General features: G+C 64.3%; 18 protein-coding genes. 14 read left to right on the plus strand and 4 right to left on the minus strand.

All coding sequences use genetic code 11. From position 1 onward, the window contains the following. From QZY06_RS18600 to QZY06_RS18645, 10 genes are all read left to right on the plus strand, one after another. The coding region (locus tag QZY06_RS18600) for an SLBB domain-containing protein (RefSeq protein WP_295686892.1) at positions 1-785 on the plus strand (785 nt) is incomplete at its 5' end. 54 nt (positions 786-839) lie between these two features. Further along, positions 840-3023 (plus strand): YjbH domain-containing protein, encoded by a 2184-nt coding sequence (locus QZY06_RS18605; protein WP_295686895.1) that lies wholly within the window; start codon positions 840-842, stop codon positions 3021-3023. A 119-nt stretch (positions 3024-3142) separates the two neighbouring features. Further along, complete coding sequence (locus QZY06_RS18610) at positions 3143-3883, plus strand: hypothetical protein (RefSeq protein ID WP_295686897.1); 741 nt, start codon at positions 3143-3145, stop codon at positions 3881-3883. A 140-nt stretch (positions 3884-4023) separates the two neighbouring features. Then, positions 4024-4809, plus strand: coding sequence for a flagellar basal-body rod protein FlgG (flgG, locus tag QZY06_RS18615; protein ID WP_022977319.1), 786 nt, complete (start codon positions 4024-4026; stop codon positions 4807-4809). Next, positions 4806-5468 carry a flagellar basal body L-ring protein FlgH gene (locus tag QZY06_RS18620; protein WP_295686900.1) on the plus strand — a complete coding sequence of 221 codons (663 nt, stop codon included), beginning with the start codon at positions 4806-4808 and terminating at the stop codon, positions 5466-5468. The genes flgG and QZY06_RS18620 overlap by 4 nt, the downstream gene beginning before the upstream one ends. Positions 5469-5490: 22 nt before the next feature. Next, positions 5491-6612: a flagellar basal body P-ring protein FlgI gene (locus QZY06_RS18625; protein WP_295686902.1), complete on the plus strand. Its 1122-nt coding sequence runs from the start codon at positions 5491-5493 to the stop codon at positions 6610-6612. Next, complete coding sequence (gene flgJ, locus QZY06_RS18630) at positions 6612-7529, plus strand: flagellar assembly peptidoglycan hydrolase FlgJ (protein ID WP_295686904.1); 918 nt, start codon at positions 6612-6614, stop codon at positions 7527-7529. The genes QZY06_RS18625 and flgJ overlap by 1 nt, the downstream gene beginning before the upstream one ends. A 1-nt stretch (position 7530) precedes the next feature. After that, positions 7531-9414 (plus strand): flagellar hook-associated protein FlgK, encoded by a 1884-nt coding sequence (gene flgK, locus QZY06_RS18635; RefSeq protein ID WP_295686906.1) that lies wholly within the window; start codon positions 7531-7533, stop codon positions 9412-9414. Positions 9415-9579: 165 nt separating this feature from the next. Further along, the gene (flgL, locus tag QZY06_RS18640) at positions 9580-10776 is read left to right on the plus strand and encodes a flagellar hook-associated protein FlgL (protein ID WP_295686909.1); all 1197 of its coding nucleotides are present in this window, start codon (positions 9580-9582) and stop codon (positions 10774-10776) included. A 582-nt stretch (positions 10777-11358) separates the two neighbouring features. After that, complete coding sequence (locus QZY06_RS18645; RefSeq protein WP_295686911.1) at positions 11359-11745, plus strand: VOC family protein; 387 nt, start codon at positions 11359-11361, stop codon at positions 11743-11745. Positions 11746-11814: 69 nt separating this feature from the next. Here QZY06_RS18645 and QZY06_RS18650 read toward each other — a convergent pair whose 3' ends face one another. The 4 genes from QZY06_RS18650 to QZY06_RS18665 form a co-directional block, all read right to left on the minus strand. Beyond that, positions 11815-12417: a nucleotidyltransferase family protein gene (locus tag QZY06_RS18650; protein ID WP_295686914.1), complete on the minus strand. Its 603-nt coding sequence runs from the start codon at positions 12415-12417 to the stop codon at positions 11815-11817. Beyond that, the gene (locus QZY06_RS18655) at positions 12414-13520 is read right to left on the minus strand and encodes an XdhC family protein (RefSeq protein ID WP_295686917.1); all 1107 of its coding nucleotides are present in this window, start codon (positions 13518-13520) and stop codon (positions 12414-12416) included. Before QZY06_RS18655 ends, QZY06_RS18650 begins: the two co-directional genes overlap by 4 nt. Positions 13521-13664: 144 nt before the next feature. Continuing rightward, positions 13665-15926: a molybdopterin cofactor-binding domain-containing protein gene (locus QZY06_RS18660; RefSeq protein ID WP_367275677.1), complete on the minus strand. Its 2262-nt coding sequence runs from the start codon at positions 15924-15926 to the stop codon at positions 13665-13667. Positions 15927-15955: 29 nt separating this feature from the next. Continuing rightward, the gene (locus QZY06_RS18665; RefSeq protein WP_295686922.1) at positions 15956-16414 is read right to left on the minus strand and encodes a (2Fe-2S)-binding protein; all 459 of its coding nucleotides are present in this window, start codon (positions 16412-16414) and stop codon (positions 15956-15958) included. 274 nt (positions 16415-16688) lie between these two features. Between QZY06_RS18665 and rpsP the strand changes: the two genes are divergently transcribed. The 4 genes from rpsP to rplS form a co-directional block, all read left to right on the plus strand. Continuing rightward, positions 16689-16943 carry a 30S ribosomal protein S16 gene (gene rpsP, locus QZY06_RS18670; RefSeq protein WP_295686925.1) on the plus strand — a complete coding sequence of 85 codons (255 nt, stop codon included), beginning with the start codon at positions 16689-16691 and terminating at the stop codon, positions 16941-16943. Position 16944: 1 nt separating this feature from the next. Continuing rightward, complete coding sequence (gene rimM, locus QZY06_RS18675; RefSeq protein WP_295686927.1) at positions 16945-17469, plus strand: ribosome maturation factor RimM; 525 nt, start codon at positions 16945-16947, stop codon at positions 17467-17469. A 1-nt stretch (position 17470) separates the two neighbouring features. Further along, the gene (gene trmD / locus QZY06_RS18680) at positions 17471-18217 is read left to right on the plus strand and encodes a tRNA (guanosine(37)-N1)-methyltransferase TrmD (RefSeq protein ID WP_367275676.1); all 747 of its coding nucleotides are present in this window, start codon (positions 17471-17473) and stop codon (positions 18215-18217) included. Between the two features lie 39 nt (positions 18218-18256). Beyond that, positions 18257-18515: 50S ribosomal protein L19 (gene rplS / locus QZY06_RS18685; RefSeq protein WP_295686931.1), on the plus strand; the 259-nt coding region annotated here is incomplete at its 3' end.

Raw genomic sequence — 18515 nt, forward strand, 5'->3', positions numbered from 1 at the left:
CCGGCGACCTGTTCAACTTCAAGCCGCTGTATCTCGGCCAGGAAGTGGGTACCGCGCGGGTGATGGGCGAATTCCGCTTCCCCGGTTCCTACGGCATCCTGCGCGGCGAGCGCATGAGCCAGTTGATGAAGCGCGCCGGTGGCGTGACGCAGAACGCCTATCCCTATGGCGCCGTGTTCACCCGCGTCGCCGCCCGTGACGCTGAACGCGAGTCCTACCGGCGTGCTGCCAGCGATCTGCAGGAAGCGATGGTCACCGCTGTCACCAGCGGTGCACTGGGCAAGGATGCGTCGAATTCCGCGCAGTTCCTCGGCACTGTGATCGCGCGCTTGCAGAATGCTGATGCGGTCGGCCGTGTGGTGATCGAAGCGGATCCGGCGATCCTCGAGGCGCGCCCGGAAATTGATCCCTTGATCGAACCAGGCGATCTACTGGTGATCCCGAAGCGGCCGATCTCGGTGACCGTGATTGGCCAAGTGCTGAATCCGGGCAGTCTGGCGTTTTCGCCGGGCGCGAAGCTGAAGGATTACATCGAGCGCGCGGGCGGTTACTCGCAGGCTTCCGACGATGGCCGGGTGTTCGTGATCCTGCCGAACGGCACTGCGAAGAAATTCAGAAACAGCTTCTGGAACTACCAGACGCAGGACATTCCGCCCGGCAGCGTCATCGTCGTGCCGCGCGATGCTGCGCCGTTCAATCTGGTGGCGTTCTCGGAGCGGCTGTTCGGTCTGTTGTCGAATCTCGCGATCTCGGCCGCAGCCTTGGCCACCATCAGCCGCAACTGATCGACTGCTCACCTGAAGCACCGTTCGCCATCCGGCCCTCGCTGTTCGTTTGCCATGACTGCCCTGCTGCCAGGTTCACGGCGGCTGAGCGGTGTGGCCTTGGTGTTGACCACGGCTGCCGTCAGCCTGAGCCAGGCTCGGGCGGCTGGCTTCGTCGATCTCAATGACTTCGGCGGCGTCGGCCTGCTGCAGACGCCGAGCGCCCGCTTCATGGAGCAAGGCAGCTTCGGCGGCGGCATCTCGGTGGTGAAGCCGTACAACCAGATCCAGCTGTTCGCGCAGCCGCTGCCGTTTCTCGAAGCGGTATTCCGCTATACCGATGTCACCGATCGCGCTTACGGCCCGGAATCTTTCAGCGGTGCGCAGTCCTACAAGGACCGCAGCTTCGCGTTCAAGCTGCGTCTGCTCGAAGAAGGCCCGAACAATCCGGCGCTGGCGATCGGCATCCAGGATTTCGGCGGTACCGGCGTGTTTGGCGGTGAATACCTCGTCGCCAGCAGGCGCTGGTACGACTTCGATTTCAGTCTCGGCCTCGGCTGGGGGCGTCTGGGCGAAGGCGGAGATCTGCGCAATCCGCTGAGCCATCTGGCCAACCGCTTCGATCGCGACCGCACCGGTACCGGTACGGCGACCAGCACGCCAGGCGGCAGTGGCGTTGGCCGCTTGTTCACCGGCCGCACCGTCGGCGTCTTCGGCGGCGTGCAGTGGCAGACGCCGCTCGACGGCCTGAGCCTGAAAGTCGAATACGACGGCAACGATTACAGCAACGAACGCGGCACTGGTTCGTCGATCCGGCAAAGCCTGCCGGTCAATTTCGGCGCTGATTACGCGATCACCGACAACTTCCGTGCTGGCGTTGGCTACGAGCGGGGTGACGTCCTGACTTTTCGGGTCTCGATGCGCACCAATTTCGAGACTGGCAGTGGTCCGCCGAAGGTGCTCGATCCACCGCTGCCGAAGATCGCGGTACGTGATCCGGCGACGATCGGTGTCGAGGCACCGGTACCGCTGCCGAAGCCTGAATTCGACGCGCTGCTCGCCGAGGTCAAGAAAGCGCTGAAAGAGCAGGACTTCACCCTGTCGGCCTTCGATGTCGAGGTCGACCGGCGGCAGGTCTACATTTGGGTCGAGCAGGGGCGCTACCGCAGCGCGCTGACCACCACGGGTCGCACCGTACGCGCCACCAGCGCCGTGCTGCCACCTTGGGTCGACCGGATCACCGTGATCGGCGTCGATGCCGGCGTCGAAAGCTGGCGGCTGGCCGTGCAACGCAGCGAGTTCGAGAAGATCGCCGAGTACCGCGGCAGCCCGGAAGAGGTGCGTTACAGCGCCGATCTCGATCCGGTGCAGCCCGATCATCTCGACGCCGATGCCCAGAATCTGATCAAGGTACCCACGTTCAGCTGGGACATGGGCCCGGGCGTGCGCCAGCAGATCGGTGGGCCAGACGGCTTCTATTTCGGTCAGATCCTGTGGCGGGTGTTTGGCGATGTGCGGGTCACCGAGAAGCTCAGCCTCAGCGGCACGGTGTCGCTGAACCTGCTGAACAACTTCGAGAACATCCGCCTCGAGTCGAACAGCCAGCTGCCGCGCGTGCGTAGCGACATCGTCGATTACCTGCAGCAAGGTCAGCAGGCGGTCACCAAGCTGGAGGCGAACTACATCACCTCGATCTATTCGGGTGTCTACGCGCGCGCCTCCGCTGGCTTGTTCGAGGACATGTATGGCGGCGTCGCCGGCGAACTGCTGTGGCGGCCGCATTTCCAGCGCTGGGCGCTGGGTGTCAACGCCAACGTCGTGCAGCAGCGCGATTACGCGGTGCGCTTCAACTTCCGCGACTACCGCGTCGCCACCGGCCACCTGAACTTCTACTACGCATTCCCGTGGTACCGGTTGCGCACCAAGATCAGCTACGGCCGCTATCTGGCCAAGGACTACGGCACCACGGTCGAGATCGCTCGCGAGTTCAAGAGCGGCGCCACGCTCGGCGCGTTCGCGACCATCACCAACGTGTCGGCGAGCAAGTTCGGCGAAGGCTCGTTCGACAAGGGCTTCTTCGTCAGCATGCCGCTGGATCTGTTCTTCCAGCGCTCGACCCGCGGCTACAGCAGCTTCCTGTTCCGTCCGCTGACCCGGGACGGCGGCCAGAAAGTGCGTGACGGCATCGATCTCTACGGCGCCACCGACGCCGGCAACCCCGAGCGGATCGTCGGTGATTGGGCGGACGTGGTGCGCTAGGGCGAATCCCTGTCCTGCAGGACAGGGAAGATATTTCCGACGGCCGCGCACACAATCTCCGGAATCGCCGCGACAAGGCGATAACAAGCGCCAATTCACCATTGCCAGGGAGTATTGCCGTGACCGTCCGATTCCTTGCTGTTGCCGCGCTCGCCGTTTCCGCTGTCAGCGCCGAAGCTCAGCCGCCGCTGCAGGCGCCGGCGAATTTCCTCTACTTCAGCGACTGCGCCGAGCAGACCGTGTTGCTCAATTATCCGGCTTCGCGGTTTGCCGATCTGCTGCCAGCGGGGTTCACGTTTCCTGGCAATGGCCGGCGAGCGTCGGTGCATGTGTCCGGCTCGTCCTGTGCCGATGGCGGCGAGGGGCGGCCGAGCGATGAGGTGATTTCCTTTGTCGAGGTGGTGCCGCCGCTGGCCTTGCAGGCGGACGGCATCCTGGCTTACGGCATCTTTCTCGGCGCTATCACCGAAAGTACGCAGACCGCTGCCAAGTTCGCCGCCCTGGGCTTCGGCGATCTGGTCGAGCTGGGCATGGTCGACGTCAGCGTGAAGTCCTTGCTCGGCACCCGCAGCGGCAAGACCCAGGCGGCCGGTCCGCGGACGCGTCTGAACACCAGCACGGTGGTCACCGGCCCGGTGCTGAAGTTCGCGGCAGCTTCGGCGCGCCTGTTCCGGGTCCAGAACGGCGCGGTGACGGCGGTGATCGAAGGCCACTACAGCGCGCAGAACGCCAAGATCGGCACCGGCACGGTGCTGCAGGCCAAGGGCGGTTTTCTGCCCTTGCCGCTGCCGTTGGGCGTCGGTGTGGCCAGCCACGCCTACGGTTATGACCTGAGCATCGAGCCGGTCGCGCTGCCCTGAATTAGTCGTCGCGCGGCGGTCGGGAAGCCGCCGCGCACTGACTCGACGCGACGCAAAACCGTCGCGATAAGGTCTGGTCCGGAACTTGTAAATGTCCCCTCGTCCGCCGGATTCCGGCATGCGAAAGACGGGGCCAGACGATGAATTCAGCACTCTGGGTTGCCAAGACCGGGCTCGATGCCCAGGCCACGCGCATGAGCGTGGTGTCGAACAATCTCGCCAACGTCAACACCACCGGCTTCAAGCGCGGGCGTGCGGCGTTCGAGGATCTGCTCTATCAAACGGTGCGCCAGCCCGGTGGCCAGACCACGCAGTCGACGCAGGCGCCAACGGGTTTGACGCTGGGCACCGGCGTCCGCGTGGTCGCCACCGACAAGCAGTTCACCCAGGGCAACATGCAGCAGACCAACAACTCGCTGGATGTCGCGATCAATGGTCGCGGCTTCTTCCAGGTATTGCAGCCGGACGGCAGCACGGCCTACAGCCGTGACGGCAGCTTCCAGCTGAATAGCCAGGGCGAACTGGTGACGGCCGCCGGCTACACGATCCAGCCGGGCATCACGGTGCCGCCGAACGCGCTGTCAGTGACCATTGGTACCGACGGCACGGTGTCGGCGCAGTTGCCCGGCCAGGCTGCCGGCCAACAGATCGGTTCGCTGACGGTCGCCGATTTCGTCAATCCGGCCGGCTTGCAGGCGGTGGGCGGCAATCTCTATGTGGAAACCGCATCTTCGGGCGCGCCGCAGGTCGGCACGCCGGGCCTGAACGGCACCGGCTCGCTGCAGCAGGGCGCGCTGGAAGCCTCGAACGTCAATGTCGTCGAGGAGCTGGTCAACATGATCGAGACGCAGCGCGCCTACGAGATGAACTCGAAAGCGATCTCGACCACCGACCAGATGCTGCAGTACATCGGCCAGAACCTGTGATCCTCGGGCGTGCCCTGTTGCTGGCATCGGCGCTGCTGCTCGGCGCCTGCAGCTCGATGTCGCAGCGTGTCTCGCTCGGCGAAGAACGTCCGCAGCCGGTGCCGATTCCGCTGCCGCAAGGCATGCCCAGCGAAGGCGCGATCTACAGCGATGGCCAGTCGATCGCCCTGTTCGAGGACGCCAAGGCCCGCAACATCGGCGATCTGATCACCATCCTGCTGATCGAAAAGACTCAGGCGCAGAAGAGCGCCGAGACTAATACCTCGAAATCATCGAAGGTCGATCTCACCGACATCTCGGTGTTCGGCAAGTCGATCGGCGTCAACACCGGCATCGCCGGCACCCGCAGCGCCAACGGCAGCGGCGATTCCAAGCAAAGCAACAGCCTCGACGGCAGCATCACCGCGGTGGTCGTCGGCCGCCTGCCGAACGGGTTGCTGCAGATCCGCGGCGAGAAGCAGGTCGAGCTGAATCAGGGCTCGGAAACTCTATTCATCGACGGCGTCATCCGCCCGGTCGACATCCTCAGTAACAACACGGTTTCCTCGGATCGCGTCGGCAATGCCCGCGTTTCCTACAAGGGCCGCGGCGCGCTGGCCGATGCCAACTCCCAGGGCTGGCTGACGCGCTTCTTCAACTCCCCGTGGTTCCCGTTCTGACGGCTGACCGGCAAGCACTCCCATGTCCATGCGCACTGCTTTCCACATCATCGCCCTGCTCAGCTTGCTGATGGCGATCGCCACCCTGAACGTGGCGCGCGCCGAGCGTGTGAAGGATCTGGCGACGGTTGCCGGCGTGCGCTCGAATCCGCTGATCGGCTACGGCCTGGTGGTCGGCCTTGATGGCACCGGCGATCAGACGTCGCAGGCGCCTTTCACCGTGCAGAGCCTGAAAGCAATGCTCGCCCAGCTCGGTGTCACCGTACCGCCGGGCGTCAATCCGCAGCTGAAGAACGTCGCCGCGGTGGCGATCAATGCCGAGCTGCCGCCGTTCGCGAAGCCCGGTCAGACGATCGACATCACGGTGTCGTCGATCGCCAACTCCGGCAGCTTGCGCGGTGGCACCTTGCTGATGGCGCCGCTGAAAGGCGCGGACGGTCAGGTCTATGCCATCGCCCAGGGTAATGTCGTGGTCGGCGGCCTGGGCGTGTCGGCCAAGGACGGTTCGCGAGTGACGATCAATGTGCCGAGCGCCGGCAGAGTGCCGGGCGGTGCGACTGTCGAACGCGCCGTGCCGGCCACCTTCGGTGCCAGCCCGGAACTGCGGCTGGATCTGCGCACTTCCGATTTCACCACCGCGACTCGTCTGGCCACCGGCATCAACAGCGCGCTCGGCTCCGAACTGGCACGGGCGATCGACCCGGTGACGGTGTCGGTGGTCGCGCCAGCCGATGCCAACGCCAGAGTCGCGTTCCTGTCACAACTCGAAAACCTCGACATCACCCCCGGCGATGCGCCGGCGCGGGTGATCGTCAACTCGCGCACCGGCACCGTGGTGATCTCCAGTGCCGTGCGCGTGCTGCCGGCAGCGGTGTCGCATGGAAGCTTGAGCGTGACGATCAGCGAGAAGCCCGAGGTCAGCCAGCCGGAAGCATTCTCGAAAGGCCAGACCGTGGTGGTGCCACGCTCGCAGATCGAAGTCACTTCCAGCGGCCGCCCGGCCTTCGTGTTCGATGGCGGTACCAATCTTGACGATATCGTTCGCGCGATCAATCAGGTCGGCGCCGCACCGGGTGATCTGGTGGCGATCCTCGAAGCGCTGCGTGCCGCCGGTGCGCTGCGTGCCGAGCTGGTGATCATCTGATGAGCAGCGCGGCCCCAGCATCGGGCATCAACACGACGGACTTCGGCCAGTTCGCGAAGCTGCGTTCGGGTGCCAAAGACCGCGATCCTGAGACGATCAAGCAGGTTGCGCGGCAGTTCGAAGCGCTGTTTACCCAGATGCTGCTCAAGGCTTCGCACAGCGACGATACGGCGAGCAACGATCTGCTCGGCGGCTCCGGCAGCGACACCTATCGCGATATCTACGATCAGCAGATGGCCGCGCAGTTGTCGTCCGGCAAGGGCCTGGGGCTTGCGGACCTGCTTGCGCGTCAATTGATTGGCGCGCAATCACCGGGCGCTGAAAATTCAGGGGCGGCACCAGCAGGTCTGCGTGGTCGGAGCGCTGCTACCTCGGCGACGAGCGTGACGCCCGTCGGCGGCACGGCTGCCGAATCCGCCGACGCTTTCGTCGACGAGATCACCCCGTTTGCCGAGAAGGCTGCGAAGGAGCTCGGCATTCCGGCACGCGTGCTGGTGGCCCAGGCCGCGCACGAAACCGGCTGGGGCAAGCGCCAGATCAAGAATGCCGATGGCACGGACAGCCACAACCTGTTCGGCATCAAGGCCAGCCGCGGCTGGGATGGCGCTACCACCAACACCACGACGCACGAGTACGTGAAGGGCGAACGCCGCGTCGAGCGCGCCGAGTTCCGTTCGTACAAGTCGGTCGGTGATGCCTTCGAAGACTACGTGTCCTTCGTCAAGGACAACCCGCGTTATGCCGAAGCGCTGAAGCACGGCGGCAGCGGGGAACAGTACCTGCAAGGTCTGCAGCAAGCCGGTTATGCCACCGACCCGGCCTACGCGCAGAAGATTGCGCGAGTGGCGTATGGACGCACGATGTCGGCCACGCTGGATGCGTCGCCGGTACGCGCGGGCAACACCTGGGAGACCTGAGATGGCGGACATCCTCGGCATCGGCATTTCGGCACTGCTGGCGAATCGCAGCGGCCTGGATGTCACCGGCCACAACATCGCCAACGTCAACACCGCCGGTTACTCGCGCCAGCGGCTCGATACCACCAACGCCGTCGGCGCGGTCACCTCGTACGGCTATGCCGGCAACGGCGTCACCGTGCGCGGTGTCGAGCGGCTATCGGACAAATTCGTCTTCGCCCGCGAGATCGCCGGCGCAGCGTCCTACTCGCGTATCGAAACCTTCACCACCGAAGCGAAGCGCAGCGATGCTCTGCTGTCCGATGCCACCACTGGCCTCGGCACGCCGCTGACCAGCTTCTTCGACAGCCTCAGCGTGATGGCGACCACGCCGTCATCGAGCGCCACCCGGCAGACCGTGCTCAGCGCCGCCGATGCCCTGGCCGGCCGCTTCAACGATCTGCAGAGCCAGCTCGATGACGACGAGCATTCGATCAATTCCCGCGTGACGCAGACCGTCACCGAGATCAACAACTACGCCGGCACCATCGCTCAGCTCAACGAGCGCATCGCGCAGGCGATCGGCAGCTCAGGCGGCAAGATTCCCAATGATCTCGTCGACCAACGCGATCAGGCCGTGCGTGATCTGGCCGATCGGGTCTCGGTGACCACCGTCGAGCAGGACAACGGCGCGCTGAACGTGTTCGTCGCCAACGGCCAGAGCTTGGTCGTCGGCACCAAGGCCACCCAGCTCGGCACTGCGCCGAACGAGTTCGATTCCGGGCGCGTGGAAGTGACCGTGCCCGGCGGGGCCGTGATCAGCGGCCAGGTCGGCGGTGGCAGCCTCGGCGGCCTGCTCGATGCGCGCCGCGAAGTGCTCGATCCGGCACGCGAGAAGCTGGGCCGCATCGCCATCTCACTATCCGAAGCGGTCAACGCACAGCAGGCGCAGGGCGTCGATCAGAACGGTAACTTCGGCCAGCCGCTGTTCGCGCCGCTGGCTGGCACCGCACCGGCGTCCTATCGCAATACTGGCAGCGCTGCGGTCACCGTCGGCTTCAGCGACGCGACCCAGCTTGATGGCCGCGCCTATCAGCTCAGCTACAACGGCAGCGCCTGGTCGCTGACCGATGCCGCCAGCGGCAGCTCGGTGCCATTCACCGGCAGCGGCACCACGGCTGATCCCTTCGTCGCCAAGGGTCTTTCCTTGAGCGTTACGCCAGGCGCAGCCGCTGGCGACAAGTTCCTGGTCCAGCCGGGCCGCCGTGCCGCCGGCCAGTTGCAGGTGGCGCTGAGCAATCCCTCGCAGCTCGCCGCCGCAGCGCCGATCAAGGCCAGCGCCACGGTCGGCAATCTCGGCAGCGGCACGATCACCGCGGGCGAGGTCGTCGACGTCGCCAATCCGAACCTGCGCACGCCGGCACAGATCCAGTTCACCAGCGCCAGTACCTATACGATCAACGGCAGCGGCAGCTATGCCTACACCGCCGGCAGCGACATCAGCGTCAACGGCTGGAAGGTGGCGATCTCCGGTGCGCCATCGTCTGGCGATAGCTTCAACGTCGGCCCTACCGGCGCCAACAGCGGTGACGATCGCAATGCCCGCCTGCTGTCCGGCATCGCCAGCAAGACCTTGCTCGACGGCGGCCTCAACACGCTGACCGCAGCCAACGGCCAGCTGGTGCAGCAGGTCGGCTCCAGTGCCCAGACCGCGCAACTGCAGCTCGATGCCCAGACCTCGCTGCAGGCACAGACGATCACCGAGCGCAATGCGCTGTCCGGCGTCAATCTCGATGAAGAGGCGGCCGATCTACTGCGCTATCAGCAGGCCTATCAGGCCGCTGCCCAGATCATTTCCGTGGCCAGCACCGTGTTCGATTCGCTGCTCGCGGCAACGCGGAACTAGGGCGTTCCCCTTCGAATGCCTACAAAACATTCGTCATTCCCGCGTGGGCGGGACTCCAGTTTTGGCCGTAGCGCACCGCATCAGAACTGGATGCCCGCCTGCGCGGGCATGACCGGATTCTTTATGGTTCTGTTCAACTTGAAAGCGTTTTAGAGGAGAGACGACATGAGAGTCTCGACCGCCGATTTCTATCGCCAGAGCATCGCTTCGCTGCAGCGTCAGCAGTCACTGGCATTGGCGACGCAAAACCAGCTGTCCTCCGGCAAGAAGCTGCTGACCGGTGCCGACGATCCCACCGGTGCCGCACACGGCTTGTCGCTCGATCAAACCTTGAGCGCCAACCAGCGTTACACCTCGAACACCCAGGCTGTGTCCGAACGTCTGGGCTTCGAGGAGAACGCGCTGTCCGGCGCCAGCGAAACCCTGAACCGCATTCGCGAAAGAGTGCTGCAGGGCAACGGCGGCACGCTTGGAGACTCCGATCGCAAGAGCCTTGCGGCCGATGTTCGTCAGTCGCTCGATCAATTGTTGAGCTACGCCAACGCGGCAGACGGTGAGGGCCGCTACCTGTTCGCTGGCAGCAATGACGCCTCGGCACCGTTCTCGCTGACCAGCGGCGGCACCCAGTTCAGCGGCGACGATGTCATCCGCCAGATCCAGATCGGCCCGAACCGCGCCGTGCAATCCAGCGACGGCGGCGCCGACGTGTTCCTCCGCCACGTCTCCGGCAATGGCAGCTTCAGCGTCGCCGCCACCGCCGCCAACACCGGCACGGCGACGATCTCGTCGAGCAAGGTCTACGACTCCTCGGCCTGGGATGGCGGCAGCTACTCGGTCAGCTTCAGCGCCGGCAACTACTCGGTGACCGACGCCAGCAACAACGTCGTATCGAGCGGCGCCTACACGGCGGGCAGCAGCATCCGCTTCCGCGGCGTCGATCTCGCCGTCACCGGCCAGCCGGCCGATGGCGATTCGTTCAGCGTTGCGCCCAGCAGCCAGAAAGACGTCTTCCAGACCATCCGCGATCTCGCCACCCTGCTGGAAACGCCAACCGCCAACGACCCCGCACTGCGCGCCAAGGTGCAGACCGGCATGCTCGAAAACATGTCGTCCCTGGAAACCGCGCAGAACCGGATCATCGACGTGCGCGCTTCACTGGGCGCACGCCTGGTCGCGGCGGACGATGCCAACAACCAGCTCTCATCACAGGCCGTGAAAGTGCAGGACGCCCTGTCCGGCCTGCGCGACATTGACTACGCCGAAGCCGCCGGCCGCCTCACCCAACAACTCACCGGCCTGCAGGCCGCGCAGCAGTCGTTCGCGAAGATTCAGGGTTTGAGTTTGTTCGACTATTTGCGTTGAGTCGGGTGCTGCATCGCGTGAGGATGTTTTAGAAACTCCTGAGCGCGGGTGGGCGACAATCGACCTTGATAGGCCACGAGCCAAAGACACCAGCGCTGCCGACACATCGGTTCAAGCCAATACGGTTCTCCGTTACTCAATCTAGGTGCTGCTTCGATGCGCTCATTGATCTTCCCAGTCCTGGTGGCCAGTTCAATAACGGCCATGGCGGCTCCTTGCGACGGGGTAGACCGCAACCTATCGCTATTGCGCCAATCGACGCTCTCGTCAATTGCCGAGCAACAACTAGGTATCTCTCCGGTGCAGATACTTGGTTCAATGAGTGTTGGAACGTGGAACATTCTTTCGGCGTCGACTTCGCAAACCGACGCGCCGTTTCTATTTTTCTCGGATGGCCCGCAAGGCAGTCACTTCGTTACGCTATGGGCAGGCGCGGCTTCTGCAAATGAGCAAGTCGACGTGGAGGCATGGGCGGTCGAGCACGCTCCAGGTATTCCCCCATCCCTCGCTGCATGCTTTGCATGGCACGTGTCAGTGGAGCATTAACTCACGCTCCGTCACTACCGCCTACTTGGAGGTTCCATGAAACGAGTCACCGGCATCGGCGGCATCTTCTTCAAGGCCAAGGACGCTCCGGCATTACAGGCCTGGTACAAGCGGCACCTCGGAATCGATGTCCAGGCCTGGGGCGGCACGGTGTTCACCTGGACCGACGGTGATGGCAAGCCAGTTGCCGGAACAACCATCTGGTCGATCGGTTCGGCAGAAGGCGACCAGTTCGCGCCGAGCACTTCCGCTTTCATGATCAATTACCGTGTGGACGATCTCCACGCGCTGGTCAAGGTCCTGCGCGAAGAAGGCTGCAACGTTCTCGAGAAGATCGACGATTCCGAGTACGGGAAGTTCGCCTGGGTCATCGATCCGGAAGGAAACAAGATAGAACTCTGGCAGCCGCCTGCCGGCCAATGATCTGCAAGGGCCGCCAGTAGTCGCCTCGTGTTCTGCTTGAGCGACAAGCGTCGGCGGCCATGGGCCGCCCTACAGGCTTGGCATCTTCAGCAGGTCTGACGGCCGATCGATGTCGAAGCCCGCTGCCGCGAGCGGCACTGCAATCACGCGCTCCGCATTCGCCTTGACGACACCGCGGGCGCCATCGTCGCTGTCGAGCTTCTGCAGCGCCGGCAGGCAATCGGCCGGGAACAGGCAGGGCGGGCCGCGGTTGTCGCCGAAGCCGGAGACCAGCAGGCGATCCGGTGACTGGCGATGCAGCTCGGCCAGGCGCAGCAAGTCTTTCGACGTGACTTGCGGCAGATCGGCGAGCGTCAGCAGCACACTGGTCGGCTTGCCGACGCGGGCAACCAGAGCATCGACGCCTTGCGCGATCGAGCGGCCGACGCCGCGCCACCATTCCGTCGCATCGACGATGGCCAGCTCCAGCCCGATCAGTTCCGCGCGCACCAGTTCGCCGTGTGCGCCGATCACGATCTGCACGGGCAGCCCGGTCTCGATGGCGGTTACCGCAGCGTGACGAACCAGAGTGCAGCCATTCGGTAACCGGGCCAGCTGCTTGGCGCTGCCGTAGCGGGTCGAAGCACCCGCAGCCATGACCATGATGACGGGCGAAGCATTCGGAGCGTTCATGCGTGGATCGGTCCTGTCGTTTGACTGAGCGACTCTGCCGCGCGACCACTGGTCACCGCAAGGATTTCCGCACTGATCGCCAAGGCGATTTCTTCCGGTGTCTCCGAACCAAGATCGAGCCCGGCCGGCGCACGCAGTTGTTCGGCTGACAGGCCAGAGCCTGCATACAGGCGCGCCGCCCGCTGGCGCGAACCGAGCGAGCCGAGATAGGCGAGGGGGACGTCGCCGAGCGCGCGCAGATAGTCGATGTCGCGACCGAGGTTGTGCGTCATCACCACGGCGAAGCTGCGTGCGTCGAAGTCCAGCTGCTCGGTGATCTGCTGCGGCGTTGCCGTGACCCGGCGGACGTTGTCCGGCAGCAGACCGGGCGGCGCGCGATCATCGCGATCATCGACCAAGGTCACCTGCCAGCCGAGCACGGCGGCGATCCGCGCCAGCGCCACGGCGCCGGCGTTGATGCCGACGATGAACAGCGCATACGGCGGAATCAGCGCTTCGAGCAGCACCTCATAGGCGTTGCCACCGTGGGTGAAGCGCTCGACGCTTGGCGCGATCGGCAGACGATCGAGCGTCATATCGGCGAGCACGCCGCTGATCAACCCGGCGCCGAATTCGTTGACGACGATGCGGCCTTCGTCGATGACCATGCGCCGCGGCTTGGGATTCATCACTGCGCCGTCGCGACGGTAGACAGTGGCCAGCACGCCGCTGCGGCGGGCGGCGAGGCAGTCGGCCGCAGAGTCGATGAAATCGAGATCGCGAGCCTTGGTCAGCGGTTCGATCAGCACTTCCAGCTCGCCGCCGCAGCCGAGTTCCAGCAGCGCATCGAGGCCGGATTCGCGGTCGTAGCGGACGATGCGAGCGGTACCTTCGGCAATCACTTCACGGGCCCGGCTGATGATGTCGGCCTCGGGGCAGCCGCCGGACAGGCCGCGCACCACGGTGCCATCGCCGCAGACCAGCATCCGCGCGCCGGCGCGGCGAAAGGTCGAGCCGCTGGTCTGGGTCAAGGTCGCCAGCGCGCCACCGCCTTGCGCGAAGCCGTTGTCTGCGAGCCTGCGCAGACCCGCGAGCAAGCTGCCGAATTCCTGGGGGGTGTTCAAGGGTGAACCATTAATGCAACGCAGAAGCGAAATTCCGGGTCACGCTAAGTCGCAAAGACGCCAAGAAAAACAAGCTCTGTTTGCCGGCTCTCTCTTGGCATCTTTGCGTCTTTGCGTGAGGCGCTTTCCAGACGGACTCTCCGATCAAGCACTCAGCTGGTCGCCGAACGGCAGCTTGCGGATGCGCTTTGCGGTCGCGGCGAACACCGCATTGGCAACCGCTGGCCCGATCGGTGGCACGCCCGGTTCACCGACGCCGGTCGGCTTTTCGGCCGAGGCCACCAGATGCACTTCGATCACTGGCATCTCGTTGATGCGCAGCATCGGGTATTCGCCGAAATTGCCCTGCACGACCTTGCCCTGATCGAAGGTGATCTCGGAATGCAGGATCGCGGCGAGGCCGAAGCCGATGCCGCCTTCCATCTGCGCCTTGATCACGTCCGGGTTGATCGCCAGGCCGCAGTCGACGGCGCAGACGACGCGATCGACCTTGAGCATGCCGTCGGCATCGACACTCACTTCCGCCACTTCGGCAACGAAGGTGTTGAACGACTCATGCACGGCGATGCCGCGGCCGCGCTTCATGCCTGCGATCGGCGCCAGCGGCTTGCCCCAGTCGGATTTCGCCGCCGCCAGTTCCAGCACGGCGAGATGACGCGGCTGCTTTTCTAGCAGCGCGCGACGGAACTCGACAGGATCCTTGCCGGCGGCATGCGCCAGCTCGTCCATCATCGTTTCAACGGCATACGCGGTGTGCGTATGGCCGACCGAACGCCACCACAGCACCGGCATCTTGTAGTCGACCGAATGCAGTTCGACCTGCAGGTTGGTGATGTCGTAGCGGGTGTCCGAAGTGCCTTCGACCGAAGTGTGATCGATGCCTTCGTGAACCATGTACGGTTCCAGCGCCGTGCCCTTGGCGATCGACTGGCCGACGATGCGCTGCTGCCAGCCGACCAGCTTGCCGTCCTTGTCGAGGCCGGCCTTGATCGCATGCACGAACGCCGGGCGGTAGTAGCCGCCGCGCATGTCGTCTTCGCGGGTCCAGACCATCTTCAGCGGCGCTTTCACGCCTTTCGCGTACGCGGCCTTGGCCAGGGTGGCGGCTTCGACGATGAAGTCCGACTTCGAACTGGCGCGGCGGCCGAAACTGCCGCCGGCGTAGAGCTGGGTGATGCTGACCTGCTCCGGCTTCAGGCCGAGCGTGGCGGCAGCAGCAGCCTGATCGAAAGTCTGGAACTGCTCGCCGTTCCAGATCTGGCAGCTATCACCGGTGTAATGGATGACGCAGTTCAGCGGTTCCATCGCCGCATGGGCGAGATAGGGAAATTCATAGCTCGCTTCGATCAGCTTGGCCGGCTTTTTCAGCGCGGCAGCGGTATCGCCACGTGTGCCGGCGACCAGACCCGGTTTGGCGGACAGCGCGTGGAACTGCTTGAACATGTCCGCCGAGCTGAGCTTGAAGGCTTCGGCCTCTTCCCATTCGACGACCAGCGCATCGCGCCCCTGCTTGGCAACCCAGGTGTTCTTGGCGAGTACCGCGACGGCGGCACGATTGACCCCCGGCACGGCGTCGACGTGGATCACGTCGACGACTCCGGCCACGGCGCGTGCCTTGCTGTCATCAACGCTCTTGATGGTGCTGCCGAAGTGCGGCGCGTGCGCGAGCACGGCGACCAGCATGCCGTCGAGCTTCACGTCCTGGGTGAACTTCGCCGTGCCATTGGTCTTGGCAGCGGAGTCCTTGCGCGTGGCCGTCTGGGTGCCGATCAGCGTGAAGTCCTTCGGATCTTTCAGGACGACTTCAGTCGGTACCGGCTGCTTGGAGGCCTTGTCGGCCATCTGACCGAAGCTCGCTTCCTTCTTCGAGACAGCGTGACGGATCGTGCCCTTGCTGACGGTGATCTCGGAAGCCGGCACCTTCCATTCGGCAGCAGCAGCGCTGACCAGCATCGCGCGAGCCGTGGCGCCGGCCTTGCGCATCGGCTCGTGCGAATCGGCCATCGCGGTCGAACCGCCGGTGCCCTGGCCACCGAGCAGGTTGTTCTTGTACTTGGTGACATCGGCCGGCGCGGCTTCCACCGAGACCTGCGACCAGTCGGCATCGAGTTCCTCGGCGGCAAGCGTGGCGAGGCCGGTGAAGGTGCCCTGGCCCATTTCCAGATGCTTGGCGATCACCGTCACCGAGTTGTCGGCGCCGATGCGGATGAAGGCGTTCGGCTCGAAAGCCGGGATGTTGCTGGCGGCCGTCGCGGCAGTGCCGGCGTCTTTCGACGAGCAGGCAACCGGGCCCAGGCAGACGCCGATGGCCAAGCCGCCGGTGCCCTGCAGGAAGCTGCGGCGGCTGACGTTGATCAGCGGCGTGGTGCTGCTGGCTTTGCCGTCGTTACCGGTGATGCGTTTCATGATGCCCATGCTGATGATCTCCGGTGGGTTCAGGCCAGCGCCGTGGCGGCGTCGTGGATCGCCGCTCGAATGCGGACATAAGTTGCACAGCGGCAGACGTTGCCGCCCATTGCGCTGTCGATGTCGCTATCGGTCGGTGCCTTGTTCTTGGCCAGCAAGGCCACCGCCGACATGATCTGGCCGGACTGGCAGTAGCCACACTGGACGACATCCAACTTGCGCCACGAGGCCTGTACCGCCGCGCCGACCTTGTCGCTGGCCGTGCCTTCGATCGTGGTGATGTTCTTGCCCGCAGCTACCGAGACCGGCGTGACGCAGGAGCGGATCGGCTGGCCATCGAGGTGGACGGTGCAGGCACCGCACTGGGCCACGCCGCAGCCGAACTTGGTGCCGGTCATGCCGACTTCGTCGCGGATGAACCACAGCAGCGGCATCGCCGCGTCGCCATTGTGGGTGTGCTTGACGCCGTTGATGGTCAGATCGGTCATGGGAAGGCTCGGGAACGATAGTTGCCGCATGATAAAGGAGCGGGGACCGACAGTGTTAACGATCGGTAACACTCGTTCGATCTTCGTCATCGGCCGCGTGCCAGTCCAACCTCTCGAAGACGACAAGGTGGGCCGTCTCTTCGTGCTCGGTGCCCGGAGGCGAGGACGAAACGAGAGCAATTTACGGGCCGATCTTTCAATTTAAGGGGGCGGGCATTATCATTCCGCGCTTTCGCGTACCTTGCGTCAGCATTTCCCGAGAGTTCAAAAGATCATGATGAAGATTCGTCTGGCCCGCGCCGGAGCCAAGAAGCGCCCGTTCTACCACGTCGTTGCGACCGATAGCCGTTCGTCGCGCGATGGCAAGTTCGTCGAGCGCCTGGGCTACTACAACCCGAACGCCCGCGGTGCCGAGCAGAAGCTGGTTGTCGATACCGCACGCATTGCCTACTGGCAGCAGAACGGCGCTCAGGTGTCCGAGCGCGTTGCCTACCTCGTCAAGAGCGTGCCGGTCGCTGTTGCGGCCTGAAGTGTCCGATAGCACGCGCCGGGTGACGCTGGGTCGCGTTGCTGGCGTCTTCGGTGTCAAGGGTTGGGTCAAGATTGTTTCCAACACCCGGCCGGCTGAAAACCTCCTGAAGTATCCCTTGTGGTGGCTGGGTGCGGACGATGGCTATGCGTCGGCTCTGGTCGATGCGAAAGCTCAGGTCAACGGCATCATCGCTCAGCTGTCCGGACGCGATGGCCAGCCGATCACCGATCGCGATATCGCGGCGCGGCTGGTCGGCAAGGACATTTCGGTCGATCGCACGGAACTGCCGCCGGCTCCCGCTGGCAGCTACTACTGGGCAGATCTGATCGGCATGAGCGTCGTCTCCAATAACGACGAGCCGCTCGGCACGGTCACCGGAATGATGGAAAACGGTGTTCAGGATGTGCTGGTGCTGCGCGATGGCGAGGTCGAAAGACTGATTCCGTTCGTGCAGGGACCGATCATCCTGTCAGTGGATACCGAAGCCCGGCGCATCGTCGCCGACTGGGCGCCGGACTACTGAGGTGAAGCTGGATGTGGTGAGTCTGTTCCCGGCGTTCGTGGAACAGGTGGTCAAGGTCGGCATCCCGCGGAAAGCGGTCGAAAGTGGCGCATTGCAGTTCCATGCCCGCGATCTCCGCAATTACAGCGACGGGGCCGACCGCCGGGTCGACGATCGTTCCTACGGGGGCGGTCCCGGCATGGTGATGGAACCAGGGCCATTGGCCGATGCGATCGTTGCCGCGAAAACGGCGATCGGTGTCGATGCCAAGGTCATTGCGTTGAGCCCGCAAGGCTTGCCGATGACTCAGGCGCTGGTGGAGCAACTGGCAGCAGAACCGGCCCTGGTGCTGATCTGCGGACGCTACGAAGGCTTGGATGAGCGGGTCACACCGCTGATCGATTTCGAAGTGTCGCTGGGCGATTTCGTGCTGTCGGGCGGGGAACTCGCTGCGATGGTACTGGTGGACGCAATGGCGCGCTTGCTGCCGGGCGTGCTGGGGCATGAAGGATCGGCTGAGGCCGACTCGTTCAGCACCGGCCTGCTCGATCATCCGCACTACACACGGCCACCGTTGTGGCGCGATGCATCGGTACCGGACGTGCTGTTATCCGGCGATCATGCGAAAATCGCGCGTTGGCGTAGAAAACAGGCGCTAGGGGCCACTTTCCTGAAGCGACCTGACTTGCTGGAAAAGCTGCAAATCAGCCGTACCGATGCCGAGCTGCTGCGGGAGTTTCTATCCGAGCACTCCGGCGAGAAAAACTAGACGTCGAACGACGTCACCATTGAAACGAGGTGTTTTGACATGAGCAAGATCATTCAGGCGTTGGACGCAGAGACCATGGCCGGCAAGGTCATCCCGGATTTCCGCCCGGGAGACACGGTTGAAGTGAAGGTGAAGGTCAAGGAAGGCGACCGCGAGCGTCTCCAGGCCTATGAAGGCGTGGTGATCGCCAAGCGTTCGCGCGGCGTCAACTCCGCGTTCACCGTGCGCAAGATGTCGCATGGCGAAGGCGTCGAGCGCGTCTTCCAGGCCTACAGCCCGCAGGTCGCCGAAATCACCA

This window comes from uncultured Nevskia sp., from assembly GCF_903885465.1.
Taxonomy (GTDB): domain Bacteria; phylum Pseudomonadota; class Gammaproteobacteria; order Nevskiales; family Nevskiaceae; genus Nevskia.

Coding starts and splice junctions, on each gene's coding strand:
- flgL (WP_295686909.1), top strand. CDS start 9,580: ATGAGAGTCTCGACCGCCGATTTCTATCGCCAGAGCATCGCTTCGCTG.
- QZY06_RS18605 (WP_295686895.1), top strand. CDS start 840: ATGACTGCCCTGCTGCCAGGTTCACGGCGGCTGAGCGGTGTGGCCTTG.
- flgK (WP_295686906.1), top strand. CDS start 7,531: ATGGCGGACATCCTCGGCATCGGCATTTCGGCACTGCTGGCGAATCGC.
- flgG (WP_022977319.1), top strand. CDS start 4,024: ATGAATTCAGCACTCTGGGTTGCCAAGACCGGGCTCGATGCCCAGGCC.
- QZY06_RS18660 (WP_367275677.1), bottom strand. CDS start 15,926: ATGAAACGCATCACCGGTAACGACGGCAAAGCCAGCAGCACCACGCCG.
- QZY06_RS18645 (WP_295686911.1), top strand. CDS start 11,359: ATGAAACGAGTCACCGGCATCGGCGGCATCTTCTTCAAGGCCAAGGAC.
- QZY06_RS18625 (WP_295686902.1), top strand. CDS start 5,491: ATGTCCATGCGCACTGCTTTCCACATCATCGCCCTGCTCAGCTTGCTG.
- QZY06_RS18665 (WP_295686922.1), bottom strand. CDS start 16,414: ATGACCGATCTGACCATCAACGGCGTCAAGCACACCCACAATGGCGAC.
- rpsP (WP_295686925.1), top strand. CDS start 16,689: ATGATGAAGATTCGTCTGGCCCGCGCCGGAGCCAAGAAGCGCCCGTTC.
- flgJ (WP_295686904.1), top strand. CDS start 6,612: ATGAGCAGCGCGGCCCCAGCATCGGGCATCAACACGACGGACTTCGGC.
- QZY06_RS18650 (WP_295686914.1), bottom strand. CDS start 12,417: ATGAACGCTCCGAATGCTTCGCCCGTCATCATGGTCATGGCTGCGGGT.